The 21959-nt window shown below is 60.5% G+C and carries 18 protein-coding genes and 3 pseudogenes; 19 read left to right on the forward strand and 2 right to left on the reverse strand.

The genetic code is table 11. The annotated features are described in order from the left end of the window. The first annotated feature begins 6 nt into the window (after positions 1–6). From P6U16_RS15055 to dhaK, 16 genes and pseudogenes are all read left to right on the forward strand, one after another. Positions 7–1335: an FMN-binding glutamate synthase family protein gene (locus tag P6U16_RS15055; RefSeq protein ID WP_275786299.1), complete on the forward strand. Its 1329-nt coding sequence runs from the start codon at positions 7–9 to the stop codon at positions 1333–1335. An 89-nt stretch (positions 1336–1424) separates the two neighbouring features. After that, positions 1425–2731: pseudogene (gene glnT, locus P6U16_RS15060) on the forward strand (type III glutamate--ammonia ligase). 161 nt (positions 2732–2892) lie between these two features. Continuing rightward, complete coding sequence (gene purU, locus P6U16_RS15065; RefSeq protein WP_277701229.1) at positions 2893–3777, forward strand: formyltetrahydrofolate deformylase; 885 nt, start codon at positions 2893–2895, stop codon at positions 3775–3777. Between the two features lie 427 nt (positions 3778–4204). Continuing rightward, positions 4205–5521, forward strand: a complete 1317-nt coding sequence (locus P6U16_RS15070) for an extracellular solute-binding protein (RefSeq protein WP_277701230.1) — start codon at positions 4205–4207, stop codon at positions 5519–5521. 87 nt (positions 5522–5608) lie between these two features. Beyond that, positions 5609–6577: a sugar ABC transporter permease gene (locus tag P6U16_RS15075; RefSeq protein WP_277701231.1), complete on the forward strand. Its 969-nt coding sequence runs from the start codon at positions 5609–5611 to the stop codon at positions 6575–6577. Then, positions 6574–7526, forward strand: a pseudogene (locus tag P6U16_RS15080) (carbohydrate ABC transporter permease). Before P6U16_RS15075 ends, P6U16_RS15080 begins: the two are co-directional and overlap by 4 nt. After that, positions 7523–7729, forward strand: coding sequence for a hypothetical protein (locus P6U16_RS15085; RefSeq protein ID WP_277701232.1), 207 nt, complete (start codon positions 7523–7525; stop codon positions 7727–7729). The pseudogene P6U16_RS15080 and the gene P6U16_RS15085 overlap by 4 nt, the downstream one beginning before the upstream one ends. A gap of 3 nt (positions 7730–7732) precedes the next feature. After that, a complete protein-coding gene (locus P6U16_RS15090; RefSeq protein ID WP_277701233.1) occupies positions 7733–8830 on the forward strand; it encodes an ABC transporter ATP-binding protein in 1098 nt (365 codons plus the stop codon). Beyond that, positions 8823–9833, forward strand: a complete 1011-nt coding sequence (locus P6U16_RS15095) for an ABC transporter ATP-binding protein (RefSeq protein WP_277701234.1) — start codon at positions 8823–8825, stop codon at positions 9831–9833. The genes P6U16_RS15090 and P6U16_RS15095 overlap by 8 nt, the downstream gene beginning before the upstream one ends. A gap of 72 nt (positions 9834–9905) precedes the next feature. Continuing rightward, a pseudogene (locus tag P6U16_RS15100) lies at positions 9906–11549 on the forward strand (dihydroxyacetone kinase subunit DhaK). Beyond that, positions 11546–12184, forward strand: a complete 639-nt coding sequence (gene dhaL / locus P6U16_RS15105; RefSeq protein WP_277701235.1) for a dihydroxyacetone kinase subunit DhaL — start codon at positions 11546–11548, stop codon at positions 12182–12184. Before P6U16_RS15100 ends, dhaL begins: the two are co-directional and overlap by 4 nt. Beyond that, complete coding sequence (gene dhaM / locus P6U16_RS15110) at positions 12181–12582, forward strand: dihydroxyacetone kinase phosphoryl donor subunit DhaM (RefSeq protein WP_277701236.1); 402 nt, start codon at positions 12181–12183, stop codon at positions 12580–12582. Before dhaL ends, dhaM begins: the two co-directional genes overlap by 4 nt. Continuing rightward, the gene (locus tag P6U16_RS15115; protein ID WP_277701237.1) at positions 12579–12941 is read left to right on the forward strand and encodes an HPr family phosphocarrier protein; all 363 of its coding nucleotides are present in this window, start codon (positions 12579–12581) and stop codon (positions 12939–12941) included. The genes dhaM and P6U16_RS15115 overlap by 4 nt, the downstream gene beginning before the upstream one ends. Beyond that, positions 12925–14517: a putative PEP-binding protein gene (locus tag P6U16_RS15120; protein WP_277701238.1), complete on the forward strand. Its 1593-nt coding sequence runs from the start codon at positions 12925–12927 to the stop codon at positions 14515–14517. The genes P6U16_RS15115 and P6U16_RS15120 overlap by 17 nt, the downstream gene beginning before the upstream one ends. 2 nt (positions 14518–14519) lie before the next feature. Further along, entirely contained in the window at positions 14520–14930 is a 411-nt protein-coding gene (locus P6U16_RS15125; protein ID WP_277701239.1) for a hypothetical protein, read from the forward strand. Positions 14931–15022: 92 nt separating this feature from the next. Continuing rightward, positions 15023–16018, forward strand: coding sequence for a dihydroxyacetone kinase subunit DhaK (gene dhaK / locus P6U16_RS15130; protein ID WP_277701240.1), 996 nt, complete (start codon positions 15023–15025; stop codon positions 16016–16018). A 10-nt stretch (positions 16019–16028) separates the two neighbouring features. Here dhaK and P6U16_RS15135 read toward each other — a convergent pair whose 3' ends face one another. After that, on the reverse strand, positions 16029–17360 hold the full coding sequence (locus P6U16_RS15135) for an FAD-binding oxidoreductase (protein WP_277701241.1): 1332 nt from the start codon (positions 17358–17360) through the stop codon (positions 16029–16031). A gap of 58 nt (positions 17361–17418) precedes the next feature. Next, a complete protein-coding gene (locus tag P6U16_RS15140) occupies positions 17419–18468 on the reverse strand; it encodes a substrate-binding domain-containing protein (protein ID WP_277701242.1) in 1050 nt (349 codons plus the stop codon). A gap of 173 nt (positions 18469–18641) precedes the next feature. Here P6U16_RS15140 and P6U16_RS15145 point away from each other — a divergent pair, with 173 nt between their 5' ends. From P6U16_RS15145 to P6U16_RS15155, 3 genes are all read left to right on the forward strand, one after another. Continuing rightward, positions 18642–19649: a Gfo/Idh/MocA family oxidoreductase gene (locus P6U16_RS15145; protein WP_277701243.1), complete on the forward strand. Its 1008-nt coding sequence runs from the start codon at positions 18642–18644 to the stop codon at positions 19647–19649. Then, positions 19649–20551 carry a sugar phosphate isomerase/epimerase gene (locus tag P6U16_RS15150; RefSeq protein ID WP_277701244.1) on the forward strand — a complete coding sequence of 301 codons (903 nt, stop codon included), beginning with the start codon at positions 19649–19651 and terminating at the stop codon, positions 20549–20551. The genes P6U16_RS15145 and P6U16_RS15150 overlap by 1 nt, the downstream gene beginning before the upstream one ends. A 63-nt stretch (positions 20552–20614) precedes the next feature. Continuing rightward, positions 20615–21847, forward strand: coding sequence for a sugar ABC transporter substrate-binding protein (locus P6U16_RS15155; protein WP_277701245.1), 1233 nt, complete (start codon positions 20615–20617; stop codon positions 21845–21847). Positions 21848–21959: the final 112 nt, after the last annotated feature.

Consider the following 21959-nt stretch of genomic DNA (forward strand, 5'->3'; position numbering starts at 1 on the left):
CCGTTCATGAGCTATCACAACCCCTATACCCCGCCGCGCAAGTCAGCGACTTTTGACGATTATACGCTGGCCGAAATCCGCCGGGCTGCTGCAACCGGCATCTATGACATCCGCGGTGCCGGCACCAAGCGCAAGGTTCCGCATTTCGACGACCTGCTGTTCCTCGGCGCCTCGATCTCGCGCTATCCGCTCGAAGGTTATCGCGAGAAATGCGATACCTCCGTTGTGCTCGGGGCGCGTCATGCCAAGAAGCCGATCGTGCTGAAGACGCCGATCACCATTGCCGGCATGAGTTTCGGGGCGCTATCGGGCAATGCCAAGGAAGCGCTGGGCCGCGGTGCGACGATCGCCGGCACCTCGACCACCACCGGCGACGGCGGCATGACGGATGAGGAGCGCGGCCACAGCCAGACCCTGGTCTACCAGTACCTGCCGTCCCGTTATGGCATGAACCCGAAAGACCTGCGCCGTGCCGATGCGATCGAGATCGTCGTCGGCCAGGGCGCCAAGCCCGGCGGCGGCGGCATGCTGCTCGGCCAGAAGATTTCCGACCGTGTTGCCAACATGCGCAACCTTCCCAAGGGCATCGACCAGCGCTCGGCCTGCCGTCACCCAGACTGGACCGGCCCTGATGATCTTGAAATCAAGATTCTCGAACTGCGCGAGATCACCGACTGGGAAAAGCCGATCTATGTGAAGGTTGGCGGCGCACGCCCCTATTACGATACAGCGCTTGCCGTGAAGGCTGGTGCCGACGTGGTGGTGCTTGACGGCATGCAGGGCGGTACGGCGGCAACGCAGGACGTGTTCATCGAGAATGTCGGCATGCCGACGCTCGCCTGCATCCGCCCCGCTGTCCAGGCGCTGCAGGATCTCGGCATGCATCGCAAGGTGCAGCTGATCATCTCCGGCGGTATTCGCTCCGGCGCCGATGTGGCCAAGGCTCTGGCGCTTGGCGCCGATGCGGTCGCGATCGGTACGGCGGCGCTGGTTGCCATCGGCGACAACGATCCGCATTGGGAAGAAGAGTACCAGAAGCTCGGCACCACAGCAGGCGCCTATGACGACTGGCACGAGGGCAAGGACCCGGCCGGCATCACCACCCAGGACCCCGAGCTTGCAAAGCGGCTCGATCCGGTTGCCGCCGGTCGCCGTCTTGCCAATTATCTCAAGGTGATGACGCTGGAAGCACAGACCATCGCGCGTGCCTGCGGCAAGAACCACCTGCACAATCTGGAACCGGAAGACCTTGTGGCGCTCACCATCGAAGCCTCCGCCATGGCACAGGTGCCGCTGGCCGGGACCAGCTGGATCCCGGGCAAGGGAGGCTTCTGACCAACCACAATTTGGCCGTTGCCTGATCTCCCAAGACAGGTAGCGGCCTTTCCACGAAAAAGTGTCTGAATAATCCAAAGGGGAACACAGTGACACTCGATCTTGCTACCTTTGCCAGGGAACGTGGCATCAAATATTTCATGATCAGCTATACCGATCTGTTCGGTGGCCAGCGGGCCAAGCTCGTTCCGACTGAAGCGATCGCTGACATGCAGAAGGACGGTGCGGGCTTTGCGGGCTTTGCCACCTGGCTCGACCTTACGCCCGCGCATCCCGACCTTTTGCACTCCCGGATGCCTCCTCCGTGATCCAGCTTCCCTGGAAGAAGGATGTCGCCTGGGTCGCGGCCGACTGCGTGATGGAAGACAAGCCGGTCGAACAGGCGCCGCGCGTCATGCTGAAGAGGCTGGTCGCGGAAGCCGCCAAGGAGGGGCTCCGCGTCAAGACCGGCGTCGAGCCGGAATTCTTCCTGATCTCGCCGGATGGCTCGAAAATCTCCGACGAGTTCGATACGGCCGAGAAACCCTGCTATGACCAGCAGGCCGTCATGCGCCGCTATGACGTCATTGCCGAAATCTGCGACTACATGCTCGAACTCGGCTGGAAGCCCTACCAGAACGACCACGAGGATGCGAACGGCCAGTTCGAGATGAACTGGGAATATGACGACGCGCTGCAGACGGCAGACAAGCATTCCTTCTTCAAATTCATGGTGAAGTCGGTTGCCGAGAAACACGGCCTTCGCGCCACCTTCATGCCCAAGCCCTTCAAGGGGCTGACCGGCAACGGCTGCCATGCTCATATTTCCGTCTGGGACCTTGACGGCAAGGTCAACGCCTTTGCTGACAAGGACATGCCGTTCGGCCTTTCGGCCAAGGGCAAGACCTTCCTCGGCGGCATTATGAAGCATGCGTCCGCGCTTGCCGCCGTCACCAACCCGACGGTCAATTCCTACAAGCGCATCAACGCGCCCCGCACGATCTCCGGCGCTACATGGGCACCGAATACGGTGACATGGACAGGCAACAACCGCACCCATATGGTTCGCGTGCCAGGCCCCGGCCGGTTCGAACTGCGCCTGCCGGACGGCGCGGTCAATCCCTATCTCCTGCAGGCGATCATCATTGCCGCCGGTCTCAACGGTATCCGGCAGAATGCCGATCCGGGCCGTCACTATGACATCGACATGTACAAGGAAGGCCACACAGTAACCGACGCGCCGCGGCTGCCGCTCAACCTGCTCGATGCGCTGCGCGAATACGAAAAGGATATCGAGCTTCAGGCCGCTCTGGGAACCGAATTCTCCGCAGCCTATCTCAAGCTCAAACACGGCGAGTGGAATACCTACTGCTCTCATTTTACCGAATGGGAACGGCAGACGACGCTCGATATCTGAGCCTAGGGCCAAGTTCCAAGAACAGAACAGACGGCATGGCCTGTTCCTGCTATCCGATGTCGCGAAACGGATGGACGGGCAGGCCGGCATCGCGCTAGCTTCCGTTCCACGATGCTGGGCCGGGAGGGCCAGCCAAGACCCAAACGAAAGACTTAAAGACCATGAAGAGCTATGTGCTGACCGTTTCATGCAAATCCACCCGCGGCATCGTCGCGGCGATCACCGGCTATCTGGCGGATGAGGGCTGCTACATCACAGACAGTTCGCAGTTCGACGATCTGGAAACCGGCCTGTTCTTCATGCGCCTGACCTTCATCAGCCAGGAGGGCGCTTCGCTGGAGAAGCTGGAAAAGGGCTTCGAAGCGGTCAAGACCCGTTTCGGCATGAATGCCGACATCCGCGACAGCGAGCACCGCATGAAGGTGCTGCTGATGGTGTCGCGCTTCGGTCACTGCCTCAACGACCTGCTCTATCGCTGGAAGATCGGCGCGCTGCCGATCGAGATTGTCGGCGTTGTGTCCAATCACTTCGATTACCAGAAGGTCGTGGTCAACCACGATATCCCGTTCCACCATATCCCGGTGACCAAGGCCAACAAGGTTCAGGCCGAAGCCCGCATCATGGACGTGGTCGAGCAGACCGGAACTGAACTGATCGTGCTTGCCCGCTACATGCAGATCCTGTCGGATTCGATGTGCCAGAAGATGTCCGGCAAGATCATCAACATCCACCACTCGTTCCTGCCGTCGTTCAAGGGTGCCAACCCTTACAAGCAGGCCTATGAGCGCGGCGTGAAGCTGATCGGCGCGACGGCGCACTATGTCACGGCCGACCTTGATGAAGGTCCGATCATCGAGCAGGACATTGCCCGCATCACCCATGCACAGTCAGCCGAGGATTACGTCTCGATCGGCCGCGACGTCGAGAGCCAGGTTCTGGCCCGCGCCGTGCATGCCCATATTCACAATCGCACCTTTATCAACGGCAACCGGACTGTCGTCTTCCCGGCAAGCCCCGGCTCCTACGCCTCGGAACGCATGGGCTGATCCCTCGGCTTCAGCACCGTCAACGGCCTAACATCGTCAAATCCCTGAACGTTCGTCGCGTTCGGGGATTTTTTGTTTTGCGGATGCTCACGATTATCCGCTGCCTGAACTATTTGTTTAGTTGAGTAATTTTTCATTTTCCGGAAAACTGTCGCGCGAACCTCCCACGTTATGGGTGCAATGCAGCAACGATTGCCTCTTGTCATGTTGAGTAAAATACATATCACTAAACATATTGCTCAACACGGCGAGATTTAGCCGTCGAGCGAAGGGCGGGGAGCTCAGGTGAAATTGTAAGGTTTGGTGGCGGCCCCGGTGGATGGCAGTTGCGCAGCTTTGCGCCCTTTTGAACCAGGGGCCATGCCGCGCGAACAGTGGGAATTCCCGAAGCCGGCGTGGTGCCTGCTTCTGTATCTGGGAGGAATACATGCGGAAAATGACCAAGGCCCTTTTGGGGGCAACAACGGCGCTGACGCTTTCGGCAGGTGTGTCGCAGGCAGCCGAACTCACCCTTTGCTGGGCGGCATGGGATCCGGCAAACGCGCTGGTGGAACTGTCGAAGGATTTTACGGCGCAGTCCGGCACGGACATGAAATTCGAGTTCGTGCCGTGGCCGAACTTCGCCGATCGCATCCTCAACGAACTCAATGCCGGCGGCAAGCTCTGCGATCTTCTGATCGGCGACAGCCAGTGGCTCGGCGGTTCCGCCGAGAACGGCTACTACGTCAAGCTCAACGATTTCTTCGACAAGGAAGGGATCAAGATGAGCGATTTCGCGCAGGCCGCGGTGAATGCCTATTCGACCTGGCCGAAAGGTACGCCGAACTACTGGGCGCTTCCGGCCATGGGCGACGCCAATGCCTGGTTCTATCGCAAGGACTGGTTCGCCAAGCCGGAAATCCAGGCGGAATTCAAGGCTGCGACCGGACGCGATCTCGCACCGCCGACCACCTGGCCGGAGCTTCTGGAAACGGCGAAGTTCTTCAACGGCAAGGATATCGACGGCAAGAAGGTCTATGGCGCGGCGATCTTCACCGAGCGCGCGTCCGAAGGCATCACCATGGGCGCTACGCAGGCGCTGTACGCCAATGGCTTCAAGTATGAAATGACGCCGGGCAAGTATGACATGGAAGGTGCCGTGAATTCCGCCGATGCCGTCAAGGGGCTGGAGGAATACAAGGAACTCTACAAGTGCTGCACGCCGCCGGGTTATACCGACGCCTATATGGGTGAGACGCTGGATGCGTTCAAATCCGGGCAGGCGGCGATGGCAATGAACTGGTTCGCCTTCTTCCCCGGCCTCGTCAAGGACGAGAATGTCGGCGGCGACAAGATCGGCTTCTTCAACAATCCGAAGGGCACGACCAATGCCTCGACGCTTGGCGGGCAGGGCATCTCGGTCGTTGCCAACACCGATAATATGGATGGCGCGCTTGCCTACATCAAATGGTTCGCCCAGCCCGACGTGCAGAAGAAATGGTGGTCGCTCGGCGGTTATGCCGTGCACAATGCGGTGCTGAACGATCCGTCGTTCAAGGACAGCCAGCCGTTTGCGGCCGACTTCCTGGTTGCCATGAACCAGGTGCAGGACTTCTGGCAGGAACCATCCTACGCCATCCTGCTGCAGGCCACGCAGAAACGCCTGCACGACTACGTGGTCGCCGATCAGGGCACGGCGAAAGAAGCGCTCGACGGACTGGTCAAGGACTGGACGGAAGTCTTCGAAGACGACGGGAAACTCTGACATCCTCCCGGAATGGTCGCTCGGTGTGAAATCCGGGCGGCCGTTTCTCGACATGTTTCCGCTTTTTCTTCGTTCCAGGTGATGCCCGTGACCGATACCAATACAACTGTTCTGGACAAGGCCGCGGATAAGGCCGTACGAGCGACGCCCGTGCCGCTTGTGTACCGTGTCCGCGGCCTGTCCGATCGCTCGATCGCCTGGGTTTTCATCCTGCCGACGATCGTGCTGCTTCTCGCCATCAACATCTTCCCGCTGATCTGGGCGGTCTATCTCTCCTTCACGAATTTCCGGGCGAACCGACCCAATGCCGAAATCGAAGGCGTCGGGCTGTCTAACTATCAGCGTGTGCTCAACGATCCCGATATCTGGCAGGCGATGCAGACGACGGCGCATTTCGTCTTCTGGACGATCCTTCTGCAGATGCTGATCGGCTTTGCGCTGGCTTACCTGATCGACCGAAAATTTCGCGGCCATGCCTTCTGGACGACCGTCATCCTCATTCCGATGATGCTGTCGCCGGCCGTGGTCGGCAATTTCTGGCGGTTCCTCTACCAGCCGCAGATCGGCCTGTTCAATTATGTCTATTCCTTCTTCACCGGCGTCGAGCCGTCCTCCTTCGAAATGCTCGGTTCCGTGACGCTGTCGCCCTGGGCCATCATCATCGTCGATACCTGGATGTGGACGCCCTATGTGATGCTGATCTGCCTCGCCGGCCTGCGGTCGATCCCGGATTACATCTACGAGGCGGCGGAAGTGGACCGCGCGTCGGCCTGGCGGCAGTTCTGGTCGATCACCGTGCCGATGGCGCTGCCGTTCATCATGCTGGCCGTGCTGTTCCGAGCGATCGAGAACTTCAAGATGTTCGACATGGTCGTGCTGCTGACCGGTGGCGGGCCTGGCTCGACCACCGAGGTCGCCTCGATCACGCTGAAGCGCGAGGCCTTCGAAAGCTGGCGCACGGGTCGGGCCTCTGCCTTCGCCATCATCCTGTTCGTCGCCGTCTTCGGGCTCGCCAACATCTATGTCAAAGCGCTGAACAGGGTGAAACAACGATGAGCACCGCGAACACCGCCCATTCCGTCGTCGAGCCGAGCCAGACGACCAAGCGCATCGCCGGGGCGATCGTCATCCTCTATGCGATCGTGACCATGGTGCCACTCGCCTGGATCTTCCTGACGAGCTTCAAGTCACCGCCGGATTCGATCAGCTATCCCCCGAAGATTGTCTTTCAGCCGACGCTGGAGGGATATTGCAACCTCTTCACGACCCGGACCCGGCAGACGCCGGAATACATCCAGTCGCTCGGGGCGCCGGTCTCGACCTGTGATGAGATCACCCGCAACCGCAACATGGTCATTGCCGGTCCGTCCAACTACTGGCCCCGCTTCCAGAATTCGCTGATCATCGCCTTCGGCTCGACCTTCCTTGCCGTCTTCCTCGGCACGTTGTCGGCCTACGGGTTCTCGCGCTTCAAGGTGCCGCTGGCTGACGATCTGCTGTTCTTCATCCTGTCGACGCGCATGATGCCGCCGATTGCTGTCGCGATCCCTATCTACCTCATGTATCGCGAGCTTGGCCTTTCGGACACGGCGCTCGGGATGATCCTGCTCTATACCGCCGTAAACGTTTCGCTCGCCGTCTGGCTGCTCAAGGGTTTCATTGACGAAATCCCGCGGGAGTATGAGGAAGCGGCGATGATCGACGGCTATACGCGGCTGCAGGCCTTCCGCAAAGTGGTGCTGCCGCAGGCGACGACCGGCATCGCGGCGACCGCCATCTTCTGCCTGATCTTCGCCTGGAACGAATATGCCTTCGCGGTCCTCCTGACCTCCGGTTCCGCGCAAACCGCGCCCCCTTTATCCCGACGATCATCGGCGAGGGCGGACAGGACTGGCCGGCGGTTGCCGCCGGCACCACGATCTTCCTCGTACCGATCCTCGTCTTCACCATCCTTCTGCGCAAACAACTCCTGCGCGGCATCACCTTCGGAGCGGTTCGCAAATGACACACGAAAATCCGGCAACCGCCAAACCGAAACGTCCGTTCTTCCTGCGGCGCGGGGCTATGGAAAACATCGCCACGGCCCTGATCGCCATCGGCTTCCTGATGCTGTTCCAGCCTTTCGCACTGGTTCTCTACACCTATTCGCTGGTCACGCTTCTTGCCGGGACCGTGATGTTCATTATTGTCTCGAAATTTCCGGAGTAAACCATGGCGGAGATCAGGGTCAAAAACCTGCGCAAGGACTTCGGTGAATTTGTTGCCGTACAGGATTCAAGCTTTACCGTGGCGGACGGCGAGTTTCTGGCGCTGCTCGGACCGTCCGGCTGCGGCAAGACGACGACGCTCAGGATGATTGCCGGGCTCGAGCTGCCGACAAGCGGCCAGATCTTCCTCGATGGTGAGGATGTCAGCTTCAACCGGGCCAGCGCCCGCGATATTGCTTTCGTGTTCCAGCTGTTTGCGCTCTATCCGCATATGAATGTGCGCAAGAACATCGGCTTTCCGCTTCTCAGCCAGGGCGTGCCGAAGGCGGAGATCAAGGCGCGCGTCGAGGAGACGGCGAAACTGCTGCAGATCGGGCATATCCTTGACAAGTCCGTCTCGGGCCTTGCCGGTGGTGACCGACAGCGTGTGGCATTGGGCCGGGCAATCGTCCGGCGGCCGAAATGTTTCCTGATGGACGAACCGCTTGGCACGCTTGATGCGGAGTTCCGCGAGGTCATGGTGCATGAGCTGCGCGAGTTGCACAACCGCATCCATGCGACGACCGTTTACGTCACCCACGACCAGCACGAGGCCATGGCAATGGCTGACAAGATCGCCGTCATGAACCACGGCATCATCGAGCAGTTCGGCACGCCGCAGGAAATTTATAACCGCCCGGCGTCCATGTATGTCGCCGACTTCATCGGCTCGCCGCCGATGAATTTCCTGAAGTTTACGGCAGGTGTTCAAAAGGGCGCGGGCTCCGTATCTTTCGATGGTGTGGAGATCGCACTGCCGGAAGTGCATCAGGATCTGGCGCCGGGCGAACTAGCGCTCGGAGTTCGGCCGGAACATATCCGTTTCAATGACAGCTCGGCTTTGCGCGGCTCGGTCTATGGCGCGGAATATCTCGGCACCAACCAGATCGTCGCCGTCGAAACCGGCAAGGGCCTCCTGAAGGCACGCGTGTCGGCGGACCGGACATTCCGGATCGGTGAAACCGTCGGTCTCGAACTCAACAGCGAAAAACTGTCGCTGTTCGAATGCGCCTCCGGGCGCGCCGTCCAGTCATCGTTGTACACGGAGGCCCGTCATGGCTGAGGTTTCCCTGCAATCCATCTCGAAGTCCTTCGGTGACAATCCGGCCGTCAGCAATTTGACGCTGACAATCAGGGACGGCGAATTCGTGGTCTTGCTTGGTCCTACCGGGGCAGGAAAGACGACCACCCTGCGGTTGATCGCCGGGCTGGAGCGGCCGGACAAGGGCCGCGTCACGATCGGCGGACAGGACATGGCGAGCCTTGCGCCGGCCAGCCGCGACGTCGCCTTTGTCTTCCAGCAATATTCGCTCTATCCGCATCTGACGGTCTACGAGAACCTGGCTTTTCCGCTGCGTTCGCCAGCCCGCCGGATGGCTGCCGACGAGATCGACAGGCGTGTCCGCGAAGTCGCGAAGATGGTCCGGATCGACCACAAGCTGGAAAACCGTTCAACCCGGCTTTCCGGTGGTGAAATGCAGCGCGTTGCCATCGGCCGGGCACTGGTGCGAAAGCCTGCAATCTACCTGATGGACGAACCGCTGTCATCGCTCGATGCCAAGCTGCGCGGCGAGTTGCGGCTGGAACTGAAACGCATCCAGAGCGAACTCGGCTCGACCCTGCTTTATGTGACCCATGACCAGATCGAAGCCATGACCATGGCCGATCGTATCGGCATCCTCGATAACGGCCGGCTAGTGCAGGTCGGCACGCCGCGCGAAATCTACAGCAACCCGGCCAATCTGCATGTGGCCGCGCGCCTCGGCCAGCCGCATATCAATCTGATTCCAGCCGGGCTCGTACCGGGCGCGCAGCCGCCACCGGGCACTAAAACAGTTGGAGCGCGCACGGAACACTTGGAAATCCAGGCTGCAAACGGCAATGCCAATGCGCAGATCGACTGGATCGAGCATCTGGGCGATCAAAGCCACCTGCACATGCGCATCGCCGGCCACAAGTTGGTGACGCTGGCCAATCCCTATGTTCCGGTCAAGCCGGGCGACAATATTACGTTGACGCTGAAGGATCCGCTCTATTTCGGTGCGGATGGGCAGCGCCTGGTGTGATGCACAACACGCGATTGCTTTCCTTGCCGCCAGCGGAAAGGATGCCGATCAAAACCGCACTGGATGAATGCGATGAAACACTTCTTCAACGTCAAGGAAAACATCGTTACCGAAGCGCTGGACGGCCTTCTGCGCACCTCGCCGGCAGGCATGCTCGCGCGCCTCGACAGCTATCCGGATATCAAGGTGATCGTTCGTGCCGACTGGGACAAGTCGCGTGTTGCGGTGATTTCCGGCGGCGGTGCCGGTCATGAGCCGTCGCATGCCGGCTTCGTCGGCAAGGGCATGCTGACGGCGGCGGTATCAGGGGAAATCTTTGCGTCGCCCAGCGTCGATGCGGTTCTTACTGCCATCCGGGCGGTCACCGGCAAGCCGGGTTGCCTGCTGATCGTCAAGAATTACACCGGCGACCGCCTGAACTTCGGTCTGGCAGCGGAAAAGGCCCGTGCAGAGGGTTTCGATGTCGAGATGGTCATCCTTGCGGACGACATCGCGTTGCCTGATATCAACCAGCCGCGCGGGGTGGCCGGCACGCTTTTCGTCCACAAGATCGCCGGTTATCTGGCTGAAAACGGAAAATCGCTGGCCGACGTCGCTGCGGCGGCACGTGCAGCGTCCGGTGATATCGTCTCGCTCGGCGTTTCCTTCTCCTCCTGCTCGATCCCGGGCCAAGCCTACGAGGAGCGCCTCGGGTCTCAGGAGGGGAGCTTGGCCTCGGCATCCATGGTGAGCCGGGCGTCGAGCGGATCGCTGTCCAGCGGGCGGACGAGATCGTCGCGATCATGACGGAGCGGCTGTCGGCTGCCATGCAGGCTGACGCGCGCTACTGCCTGCTGATCAACAATCTCGGCGCCGTGCCGCCGGTGGAAATGACGCTGATCGCCCATGCGGTCCTATCCTCGCCTTTTGCAAAGAGCATCGCCCTGACGATCGGGCCGGCACCGCTGATGACGGCGCTGAATATGAATGGCTTCTCGCTGTCGCTGATCCGACTCGACGCGGCGCGGGAAGAAGCGTTGGGCTTCCCCGTCGCACCGCATGCCTGGGTTCCACCGGTGATTGTCCATGACGTGGCGATCCTGCCAGTACCGGCAGTCCCGGCCGGTTCGCAGCGGGCACCGGCGAGCCAGGATGCGGTGGTCGAGAAGGTGTTGACGACGGTCTGTGAAAGACTGATCTCGATCGAGGCCGAGCTCAACCGTCTGGATGCAAAAGCCGGCGACGGCGATACCGGCTCGACAGTCGCGACCGGCGCGCGCAGCCTGCTTGCGCAGAAGGACCGGCTGCCGCTTGCCGATCCGGCAGCCCTTCTCGCCGTTGTCGGTGATACGCTTGGGACGGTGATGGGCGGGTCGAGTGGTGTTCTTCTGTCCATCTTCTTCACCGCCGCTGGAAAGGCACAGGCGGAAAAAGGCGATATGGCTGCAGCCCTGCTGTCGGGGCTGGAGCGCATGACCTTTACGGCGGCGCAAAGCCGGGCGATCGGACCATGGTCGATGCGCTGGAACCGGCCCTGAAGGCTCTGGTGAGTGGTGGCATTCAGGCGGCATCTGTCGCTTCGGCGAAGGGGCTGAGGCAACCGAGTCGATGCGCAAGGCCAAAGCTGGCCGTTCGGCCTATATCGCAGAACGCGAACTCGACGGTGTGATGGACCCCGGCGCCTATGCTGTGGCGCAGGTTTTTGCAGCACTCGCCGGTTTGCTGGAGCCCGCATGAACGCTACCGCTCAAATTGCTCAGTCGCCTGTCTCCGTCTCGATCGGCGCTTTGATCGAGAGGTGCCGATCGGAAATCGCCACCCATGCGGATCGCCTGAACGGACTTGATTGCGCTATCGGCGACGGCGATCACGGGACAAACATGCTGCGTGGTTTCGACGCGCTGCTTGCCGAGCGCGAACTGCTCAATGCCCTGCCGATTGACGAAACACTGGTTGAGGCTGGTCGAATTCTCGTCATGACGATCGGCGGTGCCTCAGGCCCGCTTTATGGCACCCTTCTGATTGAGCTTGGCAGGGCGCTTGGAAGCGGCGTCGTGAACAATGAATTTTCGAGCGCATTCCAGCAGGCGGTGGACGCCGTTGCAAAACGAGGCAAATCAAAGGGCGGCGACAAGACGCTGCTTGACGTTCTTTATCCAGTTGCTGATCTCTTGGATGAGCAGCACGATATCGAAGGCCTGCCAGGTATGGCATTCGCGTTTGCAGAGAGCACGGTTCCCCTGCAAGCCATGCGGGGACGGGCATCGTTTCTTGGCGAGCGGTCCATCGGCCATATGGACCCCGGTGCGGCGAGTTGCGCGCTTCTGATTGCGGCTGTCTGCCGCGCGTTGAACGAAGGATGCAGGGCATGAGCGCCGCCACCAACAATGTCGGCATCGTCATCGTCTCCCATTCGCCGCTGATCGCCAGGGGTGCCGCGGACATGGTTCGCCAGATGGTCGGCGATAGCGTCCCGCTTGCCTGGTGCGGCGGCAATCCGGCCGGAGGACTGGGGACGGACATGGCCGCCATCCTTCAGGCGATCGAGGATGCCTGGTCGGACGCAGGTGTTGCAATCTTCGTTGATCTGGGTGGTGCGGAAACCAACAGCGAGATGGCCGTCGAGGCCATTGGTGCGCCGCGTTCGGCCCTGATTGCGATCTGCAACGCGCCGATCGTCGAAGGCGCGGTGATGGCCGCGGCCGAAGCGTCGGGCGGCGCATCGCTGGCACGGGTCGTTGCGACTGCCGAGGAGCTTTCGCCGTCATGACGGAGAAACGAACGTGTTTGCAGGCAGAGCTATCCTCGCCGGGCGCGCAGGCTTCCGTCGAGCTGTTGATCACCCATGGTGTCGGCCTGCATGCACGTCCCTCGGTGTTGTTTACCCGGCTTGCCAAGAGCTTTCCGTGCACGATCGAGATCGAAGTCAATCGCTCAGGTCTCTGGCTGAGTGCAAAGAGCATCGTGAAGGTCATGGGCGCACGGATTCGCAAGGGATCGACCCTGCGTATCCGTGCCAGTGGTCTGCGGGCCGAAGAGGCGATCCGCGGTCTGGAAGCGCTTTTTGCAAACGACTTCGGCGAAGTCCAGGATCCAGCCGGGGAAGCATCGCATGTCCGGGGCGCGTGACCTTCCTGGGCGGAGCTGGCGTGGACAAGGCAATGGCATCGGCCTTGCCGTCGGTGCGGTCCACATCGGGCCGAATCCTGTTGTCGCAGTTCCGGTTGCCCATCCTGGCGATCCGCAAATCCTGGCGGCTGCTATCGAAACGGCCATTGCCGATCTCCAGGCACTGATGGCGGCTGCCGATCCGCACAGCCGCAATATTCTGGAATTCCAGGTGGAGATGCTCTCCGATCCCGCAATCCGCGATATCGGTTCCGATCGGGCGGACGATGGAACAGGGACCGTTCTGGCCTGGGTTTCCGCAATCGAAGACTATATTGCCGGCTTTGAAAGCTCGGACGACGACGATATCTGCGCTCGGGCCGTTGATGTAATCGACATTCGCAACCGCGTCCTGGGCGCGCTGAACGGAACAAGGGCGGATGACTTCCCCGCAGGATCAATTTTTGTCGGCGCGGACATCGCCCCCAGCCTCTTTCTGACCCACGACTGGACGAGCGGTGGCGGCATAGCCTTGAGCGCCGGCAGCACCGCGAGCCATGTCGCGATGCTCGCCCGCGCCCGGTCAGTGCCCATGGTCGTTGGCCTTGGACCTGTCCCGCTGGAAAATGGTATGCGGCTGATGGTCGACGGCATCAGGGGAATTGTTCTGCCTGAGCCAACAGAAACGGATATTGCAGAAGCCTTGTGTTCCATCGAAATTACAAGCGCGTCGGCGGCCAAGTCAAATCTTCCACCGGACGGCGAAATCAAGAGTGGCATGACTTGCCTGGTCAACATCGGCCATCCGGCGGAACTCGCTGCCGTGAGCGCCGACTGCGCGGGTATCGGCCTGCTGCGCAGCGAGTTCCTGATGTCTTCCACTGCCGATCTTGCCAACGAGGAGCGGCAATATCGTCTCTATGGTGAGGCCTTGTCCTGGGCAGGCGAGCGGCCGGTTACGGTGCGGCTGCTGGATCTGGGCGGTGACAAGGCACTTGGCGGGTTTGGTGCCAACGAACGCAATCCGTTCCTTGGAATGAGGGGCATCCGGCTGCTTCTTGCGCATCCGGATCTGCTCCGGGTGCAGGCACGCGCCTTGCTCCGTGCGGCGGTCCTTGGCAACCTCAAGGTCATGCTGCCGATGGTCACGGTTGCGTCCGAAATCACAGTGACGCGGCGCATCTTTGCGGAAGAGGCGGAGGGGCTTGCGAGACGGCATGTGGCGTCGCGCATGCCGGATATCGGCATGATGGTCGAGGTTCCGGCGGCAGCCTTGATGCTCGATCGTTTCGAGAATGCGGATTTCTTTTCGCTGGGGACCAATGATCTTGCCCAATATCTGAGCGCGGCAGCGCGGGACAGCGCCGCGGCTTCCAGCCTCTATGAGCAAACGCGGCCGGCGCTGCTGCGGTTGATCCGCCAAACGGTAGCGATGGCGGACATGATGGGCAAGCCGATCGGCATTTGTGGCGACCTTGCCGGCATTCCGGATGCGTTGTCGGAACTGCTGGCCTGTGGCCTCAAGCAGTTTTCCGTTGCTCCCCAGCAGCTTGCGGCCCTAAAGACAGCGCTTCATCACACCAAGACGGGAAGCTGACAATGGCGCGCGACGCAAATGAGGATGCGATCACCGCCTATAAGGCCATCCTTGCGACGATCATAGATAATCGTCCCTCTGGGACACGGCAGCGACTGGCCGCGGCACTGGGCAAACACCGCAGCTTTGTCACGCAGATTACCAGCCCCAGCTATTCCACGCCGCTGCCAGCCAGGCATCTCGCGACGATCTTTCAGGTCTGCCACGTCAGCAAGGGCGAGCAGGACCGTTTCCTCGAGGCCTATCAATTGGCCCATCCGGGAAAACTGCCCGATCTCGGGCATGCCGCCGGGTTGCGGCAATTGACGCTGATGGTTGCCGATTTCGGAGATGACAAGAAGAATCAGATGCTCGATGAGGCCATCCAGGATTTCGTCCAGAAGATGGTCTCTCTATCGCGTGAGGCCGATTAGAATGCGGGCTGCCGTGGTTTTGGGAAAAGACAATACAGGGACGGGGCTGGCAAATTGCGGTTGCTCGGATACGATTGTTTCCGGGGAGATCGATGAAGAAATTCATGAACGATGCGGGATCGCTGGCCGCCGACAGCCTGGAGGGCTTTGTTGCTGCGCATGAGGATCTCGTCGCGTTCGGGCAGGGACGAAAACACATTCGTCGTCGGGTGTTTACCCCCGGTAAGGTTGCGGTCATCGCCGGTGGAGGTGCAGGCCACGAGCCGATGCACGTCGGCTTTATCGGCAAGGGCATGCTGGATGCCGCCTGTACCGGACATGTCTTCACGTCGCCGACGCCGGATCAGATACTCGGTGCCATCCAGGAGGCCGACAATGGCGCGGGCGTGCTTCTGATCGTCAAGAATTATGATGGCGACCTGATGAATTTCGAGATGGCGGCGGAGATGGCCGTATCTTCGGGTTCACACCGGATCGAAACATTGATCGTCAATGATGATATCGCGATCGAGCGGACCGCGCGCGGTACAGGACGCCGCGGCGTCGCGGGCACGCTTATCGTCGAGAAGATTGTCGGCGCTGCCGCCGAAGGCGGTGTCGATCTCGCGACGCTGAAGACGGTCGGTGAAGCAGCCATTGCCGCGACGCGGACCATGGGGGTCGCGTTGCGCGGTGCAACGGTGCCGCAGATAACGCGGGAGACTTTCGCGCTTGGTGACGACGAGATGGAGGTCGGTGTCGGCATCCATGGTGAGCCAGGCCGGTCGCGCCAGAAGATTACCGATGCTTCCACTATTGCGACCTTGGTCTGCAACCAGATACTCGCTGATCTGGCGCCTGCCGAAGGACAGCGCATCCTGCTCCTCGTCAATGGCCTCGGAGGAACGCCACCCTCCGAACTTTACGTCATGTTCGGCCTTGCCCGGCGCTTTTTCGAAGCGCGCGGCCTGGTGGTCTCGCGCAGGCTCGTGGGAACCTATGCAACGTCGCTCGACATGGCCGGCATGTCGATCACGGTGACGCTGCTGGACGATGCGCTGACGACTTTGTGGGATGCGCCTGTAAGCACAGCTGCGTTACGTTGGTAAGTCATAGATTTTATACAGAGGGTGCGATCTGGATCGCCGTGCCATCGGAAAAGCGCGAGAAGCGGAACGGCAGCGGATCGACGATTGGCGTATTGCCCATCACCAGATCGGCCGTCAGGTGCCCGGCACCCGGACCAATACCAAAACCATGACCGGAAAAGCCGGTGGCAATGGTCAGGCCGGGGAGGGCATCGATGTTCGAGATCACCGGCACAGCATCGGGCGTCACGTCGATCAATCCGGCCCAGATTTGTAGCGGTTTCGCGTTCTTCAAAACGGGAATTGCGTCTGCTGCGGCTTTCAGGGCGGAAAGTACGGAGCGCTCATCCGGTTTGGGATCGAGAATGCGGTGTCGCTCAAATGCACCGGGCCGGTCGAGTGGCGGTGGCATGATCTCCCACAGTTCCTGCCAGCTTCTGGCGCTCAATCCGAGCTGCACGCTGTCTCCTTCCGCCTTTCGGGCCGGCTGGAACTCCCGGTAAAAGGCCAGGCTGTCGGGAACGAGCGCATGCTGGTTCTCAGCGCTGTGGGCGATCGTGTAGCCGCCATCGAGCCGCCTGCGGTAGGCATAGGTCCAGTCCGCTCCGGCGCCATCAGGTCCGCCACTGACCGGGCTCGTGCGCAGCACGGAGTTGCGCACTTTCAGTTGCGGCAGCCGCAGGCTGAGGCCCTTGCAAAACAGCCGCGACCAGGCGCCGCCGGCTAGAACGACGGCCGACGTCTCTATGCGGCCTTTTTCGGTGATGACGGCGGAAATCCGGCCGGCGCTCTTTTCGATGCCGCGCACGGCGCAGCCGATGAACAGTCTTGCGCCCGCCCGACGCCCCCCGTCCGCAATCGCCGGCACCGCTTTCTGCGGCTCGGCGCGCGCATCGCTCCTCGTATACATCGCACCCTTGTAGCGGGCGGCGGCACCCGGCATCAGGGCCGCGGTTTCGTGGGTGTCGATCTCCCGGCTATCGAGACCATGGGCCCTTGCATTCACCAGCCAGTTTTCATGACTGGCGACATCCTTGTCCGTTTGCGCAAGATAGAGGATGCCTGAGCGGCGGAACCCGGTCTCGCCGCCGATGCGTGCATCGAGCCCGTCCCAAATCTTCAGGGACTCAATGGCGAGCGGAATTTCGCGTGGGTCGCGGCCCATGACGCGCACCCAGCCCCAGTTGCGGCTGGATTGTTCGCCGCCGAGCACGCCTTTTTCGCAGAGCACGACTTCGACGCCGCGTTCGGCCAGAAACAGCGCCGTGCTGACGCCGATGATGCCACCACCGATAATAACGACATCTGCCCTGGTTGGCAGGCTGCGGTCTGTTTCAGCTAAATCGAGAGGTGGACCCGGCATGTTTTCGTCTCGGTGCATGGCAGTAGTACAGCGAGAATTTCACCCGCCGAGCCGGAGATCAAGCCTGATTTTTGACCGGAAGCTCGAAGGCGTCGCTTTCGCCCTCGACCAGTTCCATAGGCCAGATCCTGTGGGCCGGCGTCTGGGGATAGTGGTGCTTGAAGCTGGGCATGGAGGCGAGCAGCGATTCCGCCAAAGCAATGCCAAGGTCGCGCAGAGACAGTCGGAAGCAGGTCAGCGGCGGTGACAGGAAACGTGACTGCGGGCTCTCGCGAAAGCCGATCACCGCAAAGTCGCGGCCCGCATGAATGCCGGCTTCCGCCAACCTTCGGTAAAGCCCGATCGCCATGACCTCGTAGATCAGAAGGATTGCCGTCGGCTGTTTGCCGGAGCGCAAAAGTTCGTCGGCGGCGAAATAGCCGCCCTGTTCACTCGAACTGGTGCGGGTAACCAGGTCCGGATCGAAGGCCAGCCCGTGTCGCGCCAGGGCCTGTTTGTATCCGTCGAGGAAGATATAGCCGAGATTGGCCTCGTTGTGCGGCACCGCAATCGCGATGCGCCGGTGTCCGCGACCGACCAGCCTGTCGATCGCCCGGCTGGCCACGCCTTCGAAATCGAGATCCAGCCAAGGCGGATTGTGCCCGGATTCGCTTCGTCCCAGCGCGATGAACGGAATTTTCGCCTTTTCGAGCATGTCGATACGTTTGTCGATTTTTCGGGTTGCCGAGATGATCATGGCATCGACGAGGCGGCGCGCAACGATACGCTGCAGATAGGCGTTCGGGTCCTCGTCGGTCGAACATGGCAGGAGAATGAGATCGAGTTGGTGACGGGCGAAGACACTTTGCGCGCCGTCCACAACACCCATGAAGAAGTTATCGCTGTTTTCAACGGTTTGGGCGCTCGATTCCATCATCAATCCGATGGTGTTTGTCGTGCCCTGGCGCAGGCTGCGGCCGGATTGGTTGGGGACGTAGCCAAGTTCGACCGCCGCCTCCAGCACACGTTTGCGGGTGTCTTCATTGACGTCGGGTCGGCCATTCAGCGCGCGCGAGACTGTTCCGATCGAGATATCGAGATGCTGCGCCAGGCGGCGAATTCCCTTCATGCTTCGGTCTCTCTCCCATCTCCACACGCTGCACAGTTCTAATTCCTATTGACACGTTTCGAAAATGCATCATAGTACCGTAAACGTTTACGGAAATCAGGTAGGAGTGATATCCGTAAGCTTTGAAGGAGGAGAACCCCATTTTTAACGCTGTTCTATGCGGGTGCGGAGCTATGGCCAAAGGTTGGCTGAAAGCGATCGCGGAAACCCCAAGGTTACAATCGACGGTGCGCATTGTCGGGCTCGTGGATGTCAATCCGCAAGCGGCGACCGCACTTGCCGAAGCGTTCCAGTTGAAGGACGTCGTGATCGGGTCCGATCTCGAGACCGTGCTCGCAAAAACCAGCGCTGATGTCGTCTTCGATGTCGTCATCCCGGCTGCCCGCCACAGCGTCGTCTCGACCGGGCTGCGCCTCGGTTGCCATGTACTCAGCGAAAAGCCGATGGCGGTGTCGTTGGAAGAGGGCCTTGATCTTGTTGCTCGCGCCGAGAAAGCCGGCCGCATACATGCGGTGGTGCAGAACAGGCGCTTCATTTCCGGTGTCCGTCGCATGCGTGCCTTCCTTGACAGCGGGGCCATTGGCGAGCTCACAGGCATTCACTGCGACTTCTTCATCGGTGCGCATTTCGGTGGTTTCCGCGAGGCGATGGACAATGTGCTTCTGCTCGATATGGCGATCCATACGTTCGATGCGGCGCGCTTCGTTGCCGACAAGACGCCGCTTGCCGTCTATTGCCATGAGAGCAACCCGAAGGGGTCGTGGTACGGTCGGGATGCCGCCGCCGATGCGATCTTCGAGTTTTCCGACGACGTGACCTTTACATATCGCGGCTCGTGGTGCGCCGAAGGCGCCAATACCAGCTGGGAAAGCCAGTGGCGTATTATCGGCACCAAGGGCACGCTGCTTTGGGATGGTGCCGACGCATTTCAGGCGCATCGCGTCGTCGGCAATGACGGTTTCCTGCGTGATCTGGAGCCCGTCAATGTGCCCGAACTGGCCGATGATGCACAGACGCACGGCCATGCCAGCGTGATTTCGGATTTCATTGCCGCTATCCGCGATGGATCCGAGCCGGAGACGGCAAGCAACGACAATATCAAAAGCCTTGCCATGGTTTTTGCGGCGATCGAAAGCGCCCGCAGCCGGCAGCGCGTGACCATTCAGAACAGGACAGTTTGATGAGCAATCCAGCAAAATCCATCCGTATCGGCACCATGGTCAGCGCATCCGCGGGCAAGGCCGCCACCCGCATCGGGCAGATTGCCGATATGGGATTCGAGAGTTTCGAACCCTTCTTCTGGCAGACGACCAATGGCCAGGATCTTGCAGAACTCGGCAAACGCTGCATCGAGGCGATCGGCGCCCGGGATATCACCATCTCGACGCTCGGCATGTTCGGCAATCCGCTGGAAACGACGGATATCGACCGCGACACACTGCAGGGCTGGAAGGATTGCATCGACAATGCACACCATTTCGGCGCAACCTGCGTTGCAGGCTTTACCGGTCGAGTTCGTAATAAGCCACTCACGGACAGCTTGCCCCGCTACAAGGAAATCTGGAGCGAGCTTGCCAAGCGCGCGGCCGATAAGGGTGTTAAGATCGCTTTCGAGAACTGCGCCATGGACGGCAACTGGGCGAGCGGCGACTGGAACATCGCCCACAATCCGGACGCCTGGGAACTGATGTTCAACGAGACGCCGGATGACAATATCGGGCTTGAATGGGAACCTTGCCACCAGATGGTCTATCTCATCGATCCGCTGCCGCAGATCCGCAAATGGGCGCCCAAGATTTTCCATGTGCACGGCAAGGATGCCACGATCCGCTGGGACGTGATCCGCGAGCACGGTATTTTCGGCAAGGAAAAGTTCGTCTTCATGCGCACGCCGGGTTTCGGCGATACCAACTGGACGGATGTGATTTCCGAACTGCGGCTTGTCGGGTGGTCCGGGTCGATCGACATCGAAGGCTGGCATGATCCGGTCTATCGCGATGCGCTGGAAATGACCGGCCAGGTTCATGGCCTGAATTATCTGAAGACATGCCGGGGCGGCGATTTCATCGTCGATCCGGTCTGAGCGTGCATGCCCTGCCGGCATGGAGGATGCCGGCATTTTAGGGATAACCAACAGGAGGAAAAGATGGGTATCCGGAATCTCTTAGTTATGGGGGCTTTTGCCCTTGCAAGCGTGTCCACCTTCGCCGTTTCGGCCAAGGCTGAGGATGTAACGATCAGCGTCTGGTCGCTCGACCGCGATATTCAGCCGGCGCCTACTCTCGTGGCGGATTTCAACAAGCTGAACACCGGGATCAAGGTCGAGTACCGCCAGATCCAGTTTGACGATGTCGTCAGCGAAGCAATGCGCGCCTACTCGACCGGTCAGGCGCCTGACATCATCGCCATCGACAATCCCGAACACGCTTTATTTGCGTCGCGTGGTGCGTTTCTCGACCTGACGGACATGATTGCCAAGTCCAGCGAAATCAAGACCGCAAACTATTTCCCCGGTCCTCTTGCATCGACCATGTGGGACGGCAAAAATTACGGCGTGCCGAAGGCGACCAACACCATCGCGCTCTACTACAACAAGGATATGTTCAAGGCGAAGGGGCTTGATCCGAACAAGCCGCCGCAGACTTGGGACGAATTGCTCGATGCAGCGCGCAAGCTGACGGATCCGGGCGCAAACGTCTATGGTCTTGCCTTCTCCGCAAAGGGCAATGAGGAAGGGACCTTCCAGTTCCTTCCCTGGGCGCAGATGGCTGGCGGCGGCTACGAGAACATCAATTCGGAAGGATCGATCAAGGCGCTCGACGTCTGGAAGACGATCATCGACGAGAAGCTCGCATCGCGGGACAGCCTTACCCGAGGCCAGTGGGATTCGACCGGCACCTTCAATTCCGGCAATGCCGCCATGGCGATTTCCGGTCCATGGGAACTGGACCGGATGCTGACGGAAGCGAAATTCGACTGGGGCGTCGCATTGTTGCCGGTGCCGGAAGCCGGCGCAGAGCGTTCATCGGCTATGGGCGATTTCAACTGGGCGATTTTCGCCAACACCCAGCATCCCGCTGAAGCCTTCAAGGTGCTGGAATATTTCGTCTCGCAGGATATCAGGATGTTCTCGGATTTTGGACAACTGCCGGCCCGCTCGGATATCGCCATTCCCGCGACCGGAAAGCCGCTCAAGGATGAAGCGCTCAAGGTCTTCACCGAACAGCTGAAATACGCCAAGCCCCGCGGTCCGCATCCGGAATGGCCGAAGATCTCCAAGGCGATCCAGGATGCCATCCAGGCTGCTCTGACCGGCCAGATGAGCTCGAAGGACGCGCTCGACCAGGCCGCCGAGAAGATCAAGGCCGTGCTCGGTTGATGCAAGGTGCTCCCGAAAGGGGCGCCACTTCACCCGTTTTGAAGTTTCCTCCCGGAAGGGGCTGCCCACGCGCTTGCGCTAGGCAGCCCCGTTCGGAACGGACGAGGGCAGC

Source organism: Rhizobium sp. 32-5/1 (assembly GCF_029537235.1).
Classification (GTDB): Bacteria; Pseudomonadota; Alphaproteobacteria; order Rhizobiales; family Rhizobiaceae; genus Pararhizobium.

What these genes read in the sequence shown, in the direction of transcription:
- P6U16_RS15055 (WP_275786299.1), top strand. Translation starts at nt 7, where the DNA reads ATGAGCTATCACAACCCCTATACCCCGCCGCGCAAGTCAGCGACTTTT.
- purU (WP_277701229.1), top strand. Translation starts at nt 2,893, where the DNA reads ATGAAGAGCTATGTGCTGACCGTTTCATGCAAATCCACCCGCGGCATC.
- P6U16_RS15070 (WP_277701230.1), top strand. Translation starts at nt 4,205, where the DNA reads ATGCGGAAAATGACCAAGGCCCTTTTGGGGGCAACAACGGCGCTGACG.
- P6U16_RS15085 (WP_277701232.1), top strand. Translation starts at nt 7,523, where the DNA reads ATGACACACGAAAATCCGGCAACCGCCAAACCGAAACGTCCGTTCTTC.
- P6U16_RS15090 (WP_277701233.1), top strand. Translation starts at nt 7,733, where the DNA reads ATGGCGGAGATCAGGGTCAAAAACCTGCGCAAGGACTTCGGTGAATTT.
- P6U16_RS15095 (WP_277701234.1), top strand. Translation starts at nt 8,823, where the DNA reads ATGGCTGAGGTTTCCCTGCAATCCATCTCGAAGTCCTTCGGTGACAAT.
- dhaL (WP_277701235.1), top strand. Translation starts at nt 11,546, where the DNA reads ATGAACGCTACCGCTCAAATTGCTCAGTCGCCTGTCTCCGTCTCGATC.
- dhaM (WP_277701236.1), top strand. Translation starts at nt 12,181, where the DNA reads ATGAGCGCCGCCACCAACAATGTCGGCATCGTCATCGTCTCCCATTCG.
- P6U16_RS15115 (WP_277701237.1), top strand. Translation starts at nt 12,579, where the DNA reads ATGACGGAGAAACGAACGTGTTTGCAGGCAGAGCTATCCTCGCCGGGC.
- P6U16_RS15120 (WP_277701238.1), top strand. Translation starts at nt 12,925, where the DNA reads ATGTCCGGGGCGCGTGACCTTCCTGGGCGGAGCTGGCGTGGACAAGGC.
- P6U16_RS15125 (WP_277701239.1), top strand. Translation starts at nt 14,520, where the DNA reads ATGGCGCGCGACGCAAATGAGGATGCGATCACCGCCTATAAGGCCATC.
- dhaK (WP_277701240.1), top strand. Translation starts at nt 15,023, where the DNA reads ATGAAGAAATTCATGAACGATGCGGGATCGCTGGCCGCCGACAGCCTG.
- P6U16_RS15135 (WP_277701241.1), bottom strand. Translation starts at nt 17,360, where the DNA reads ATGCCGGGTCCACCTCTCGATTTAGCTGAAACAGACCGCAGCCTGCCA.
- P6U16_RS15140 (WP_277701242.1), bottom strand. Translation starts at nt 18,468, where the DNA reads ATGAAGGGAATTCGCCGCCTGGCGCAGCATCTCGATATCTCGATCGGA.
- P6U16_RS15145 (WP_277701243.1), top strand. Translation starts at nt 18,642, where the DNA reads ATGGCCAAAGGTTGGCTGAAAGCGATCGCGGAAACCCCAAGGTTACAA.
- P6U16_RS15150 (WP_277701244.1), top strand. Translation starts at nt 19,649, where the DNA reads ATGAGCAATCCAGCAAAATCCATCCGTATCGGCACCATGGTCAGCGCA.
- P6U16_RS15155 (WP_277701245.1), top strand. Translation starts at nt 20,615, where the DNA reads ATGGGTATCCGGAATCTCTTAGTTATGGGGGCTTTTGCCCTTGCAAGC.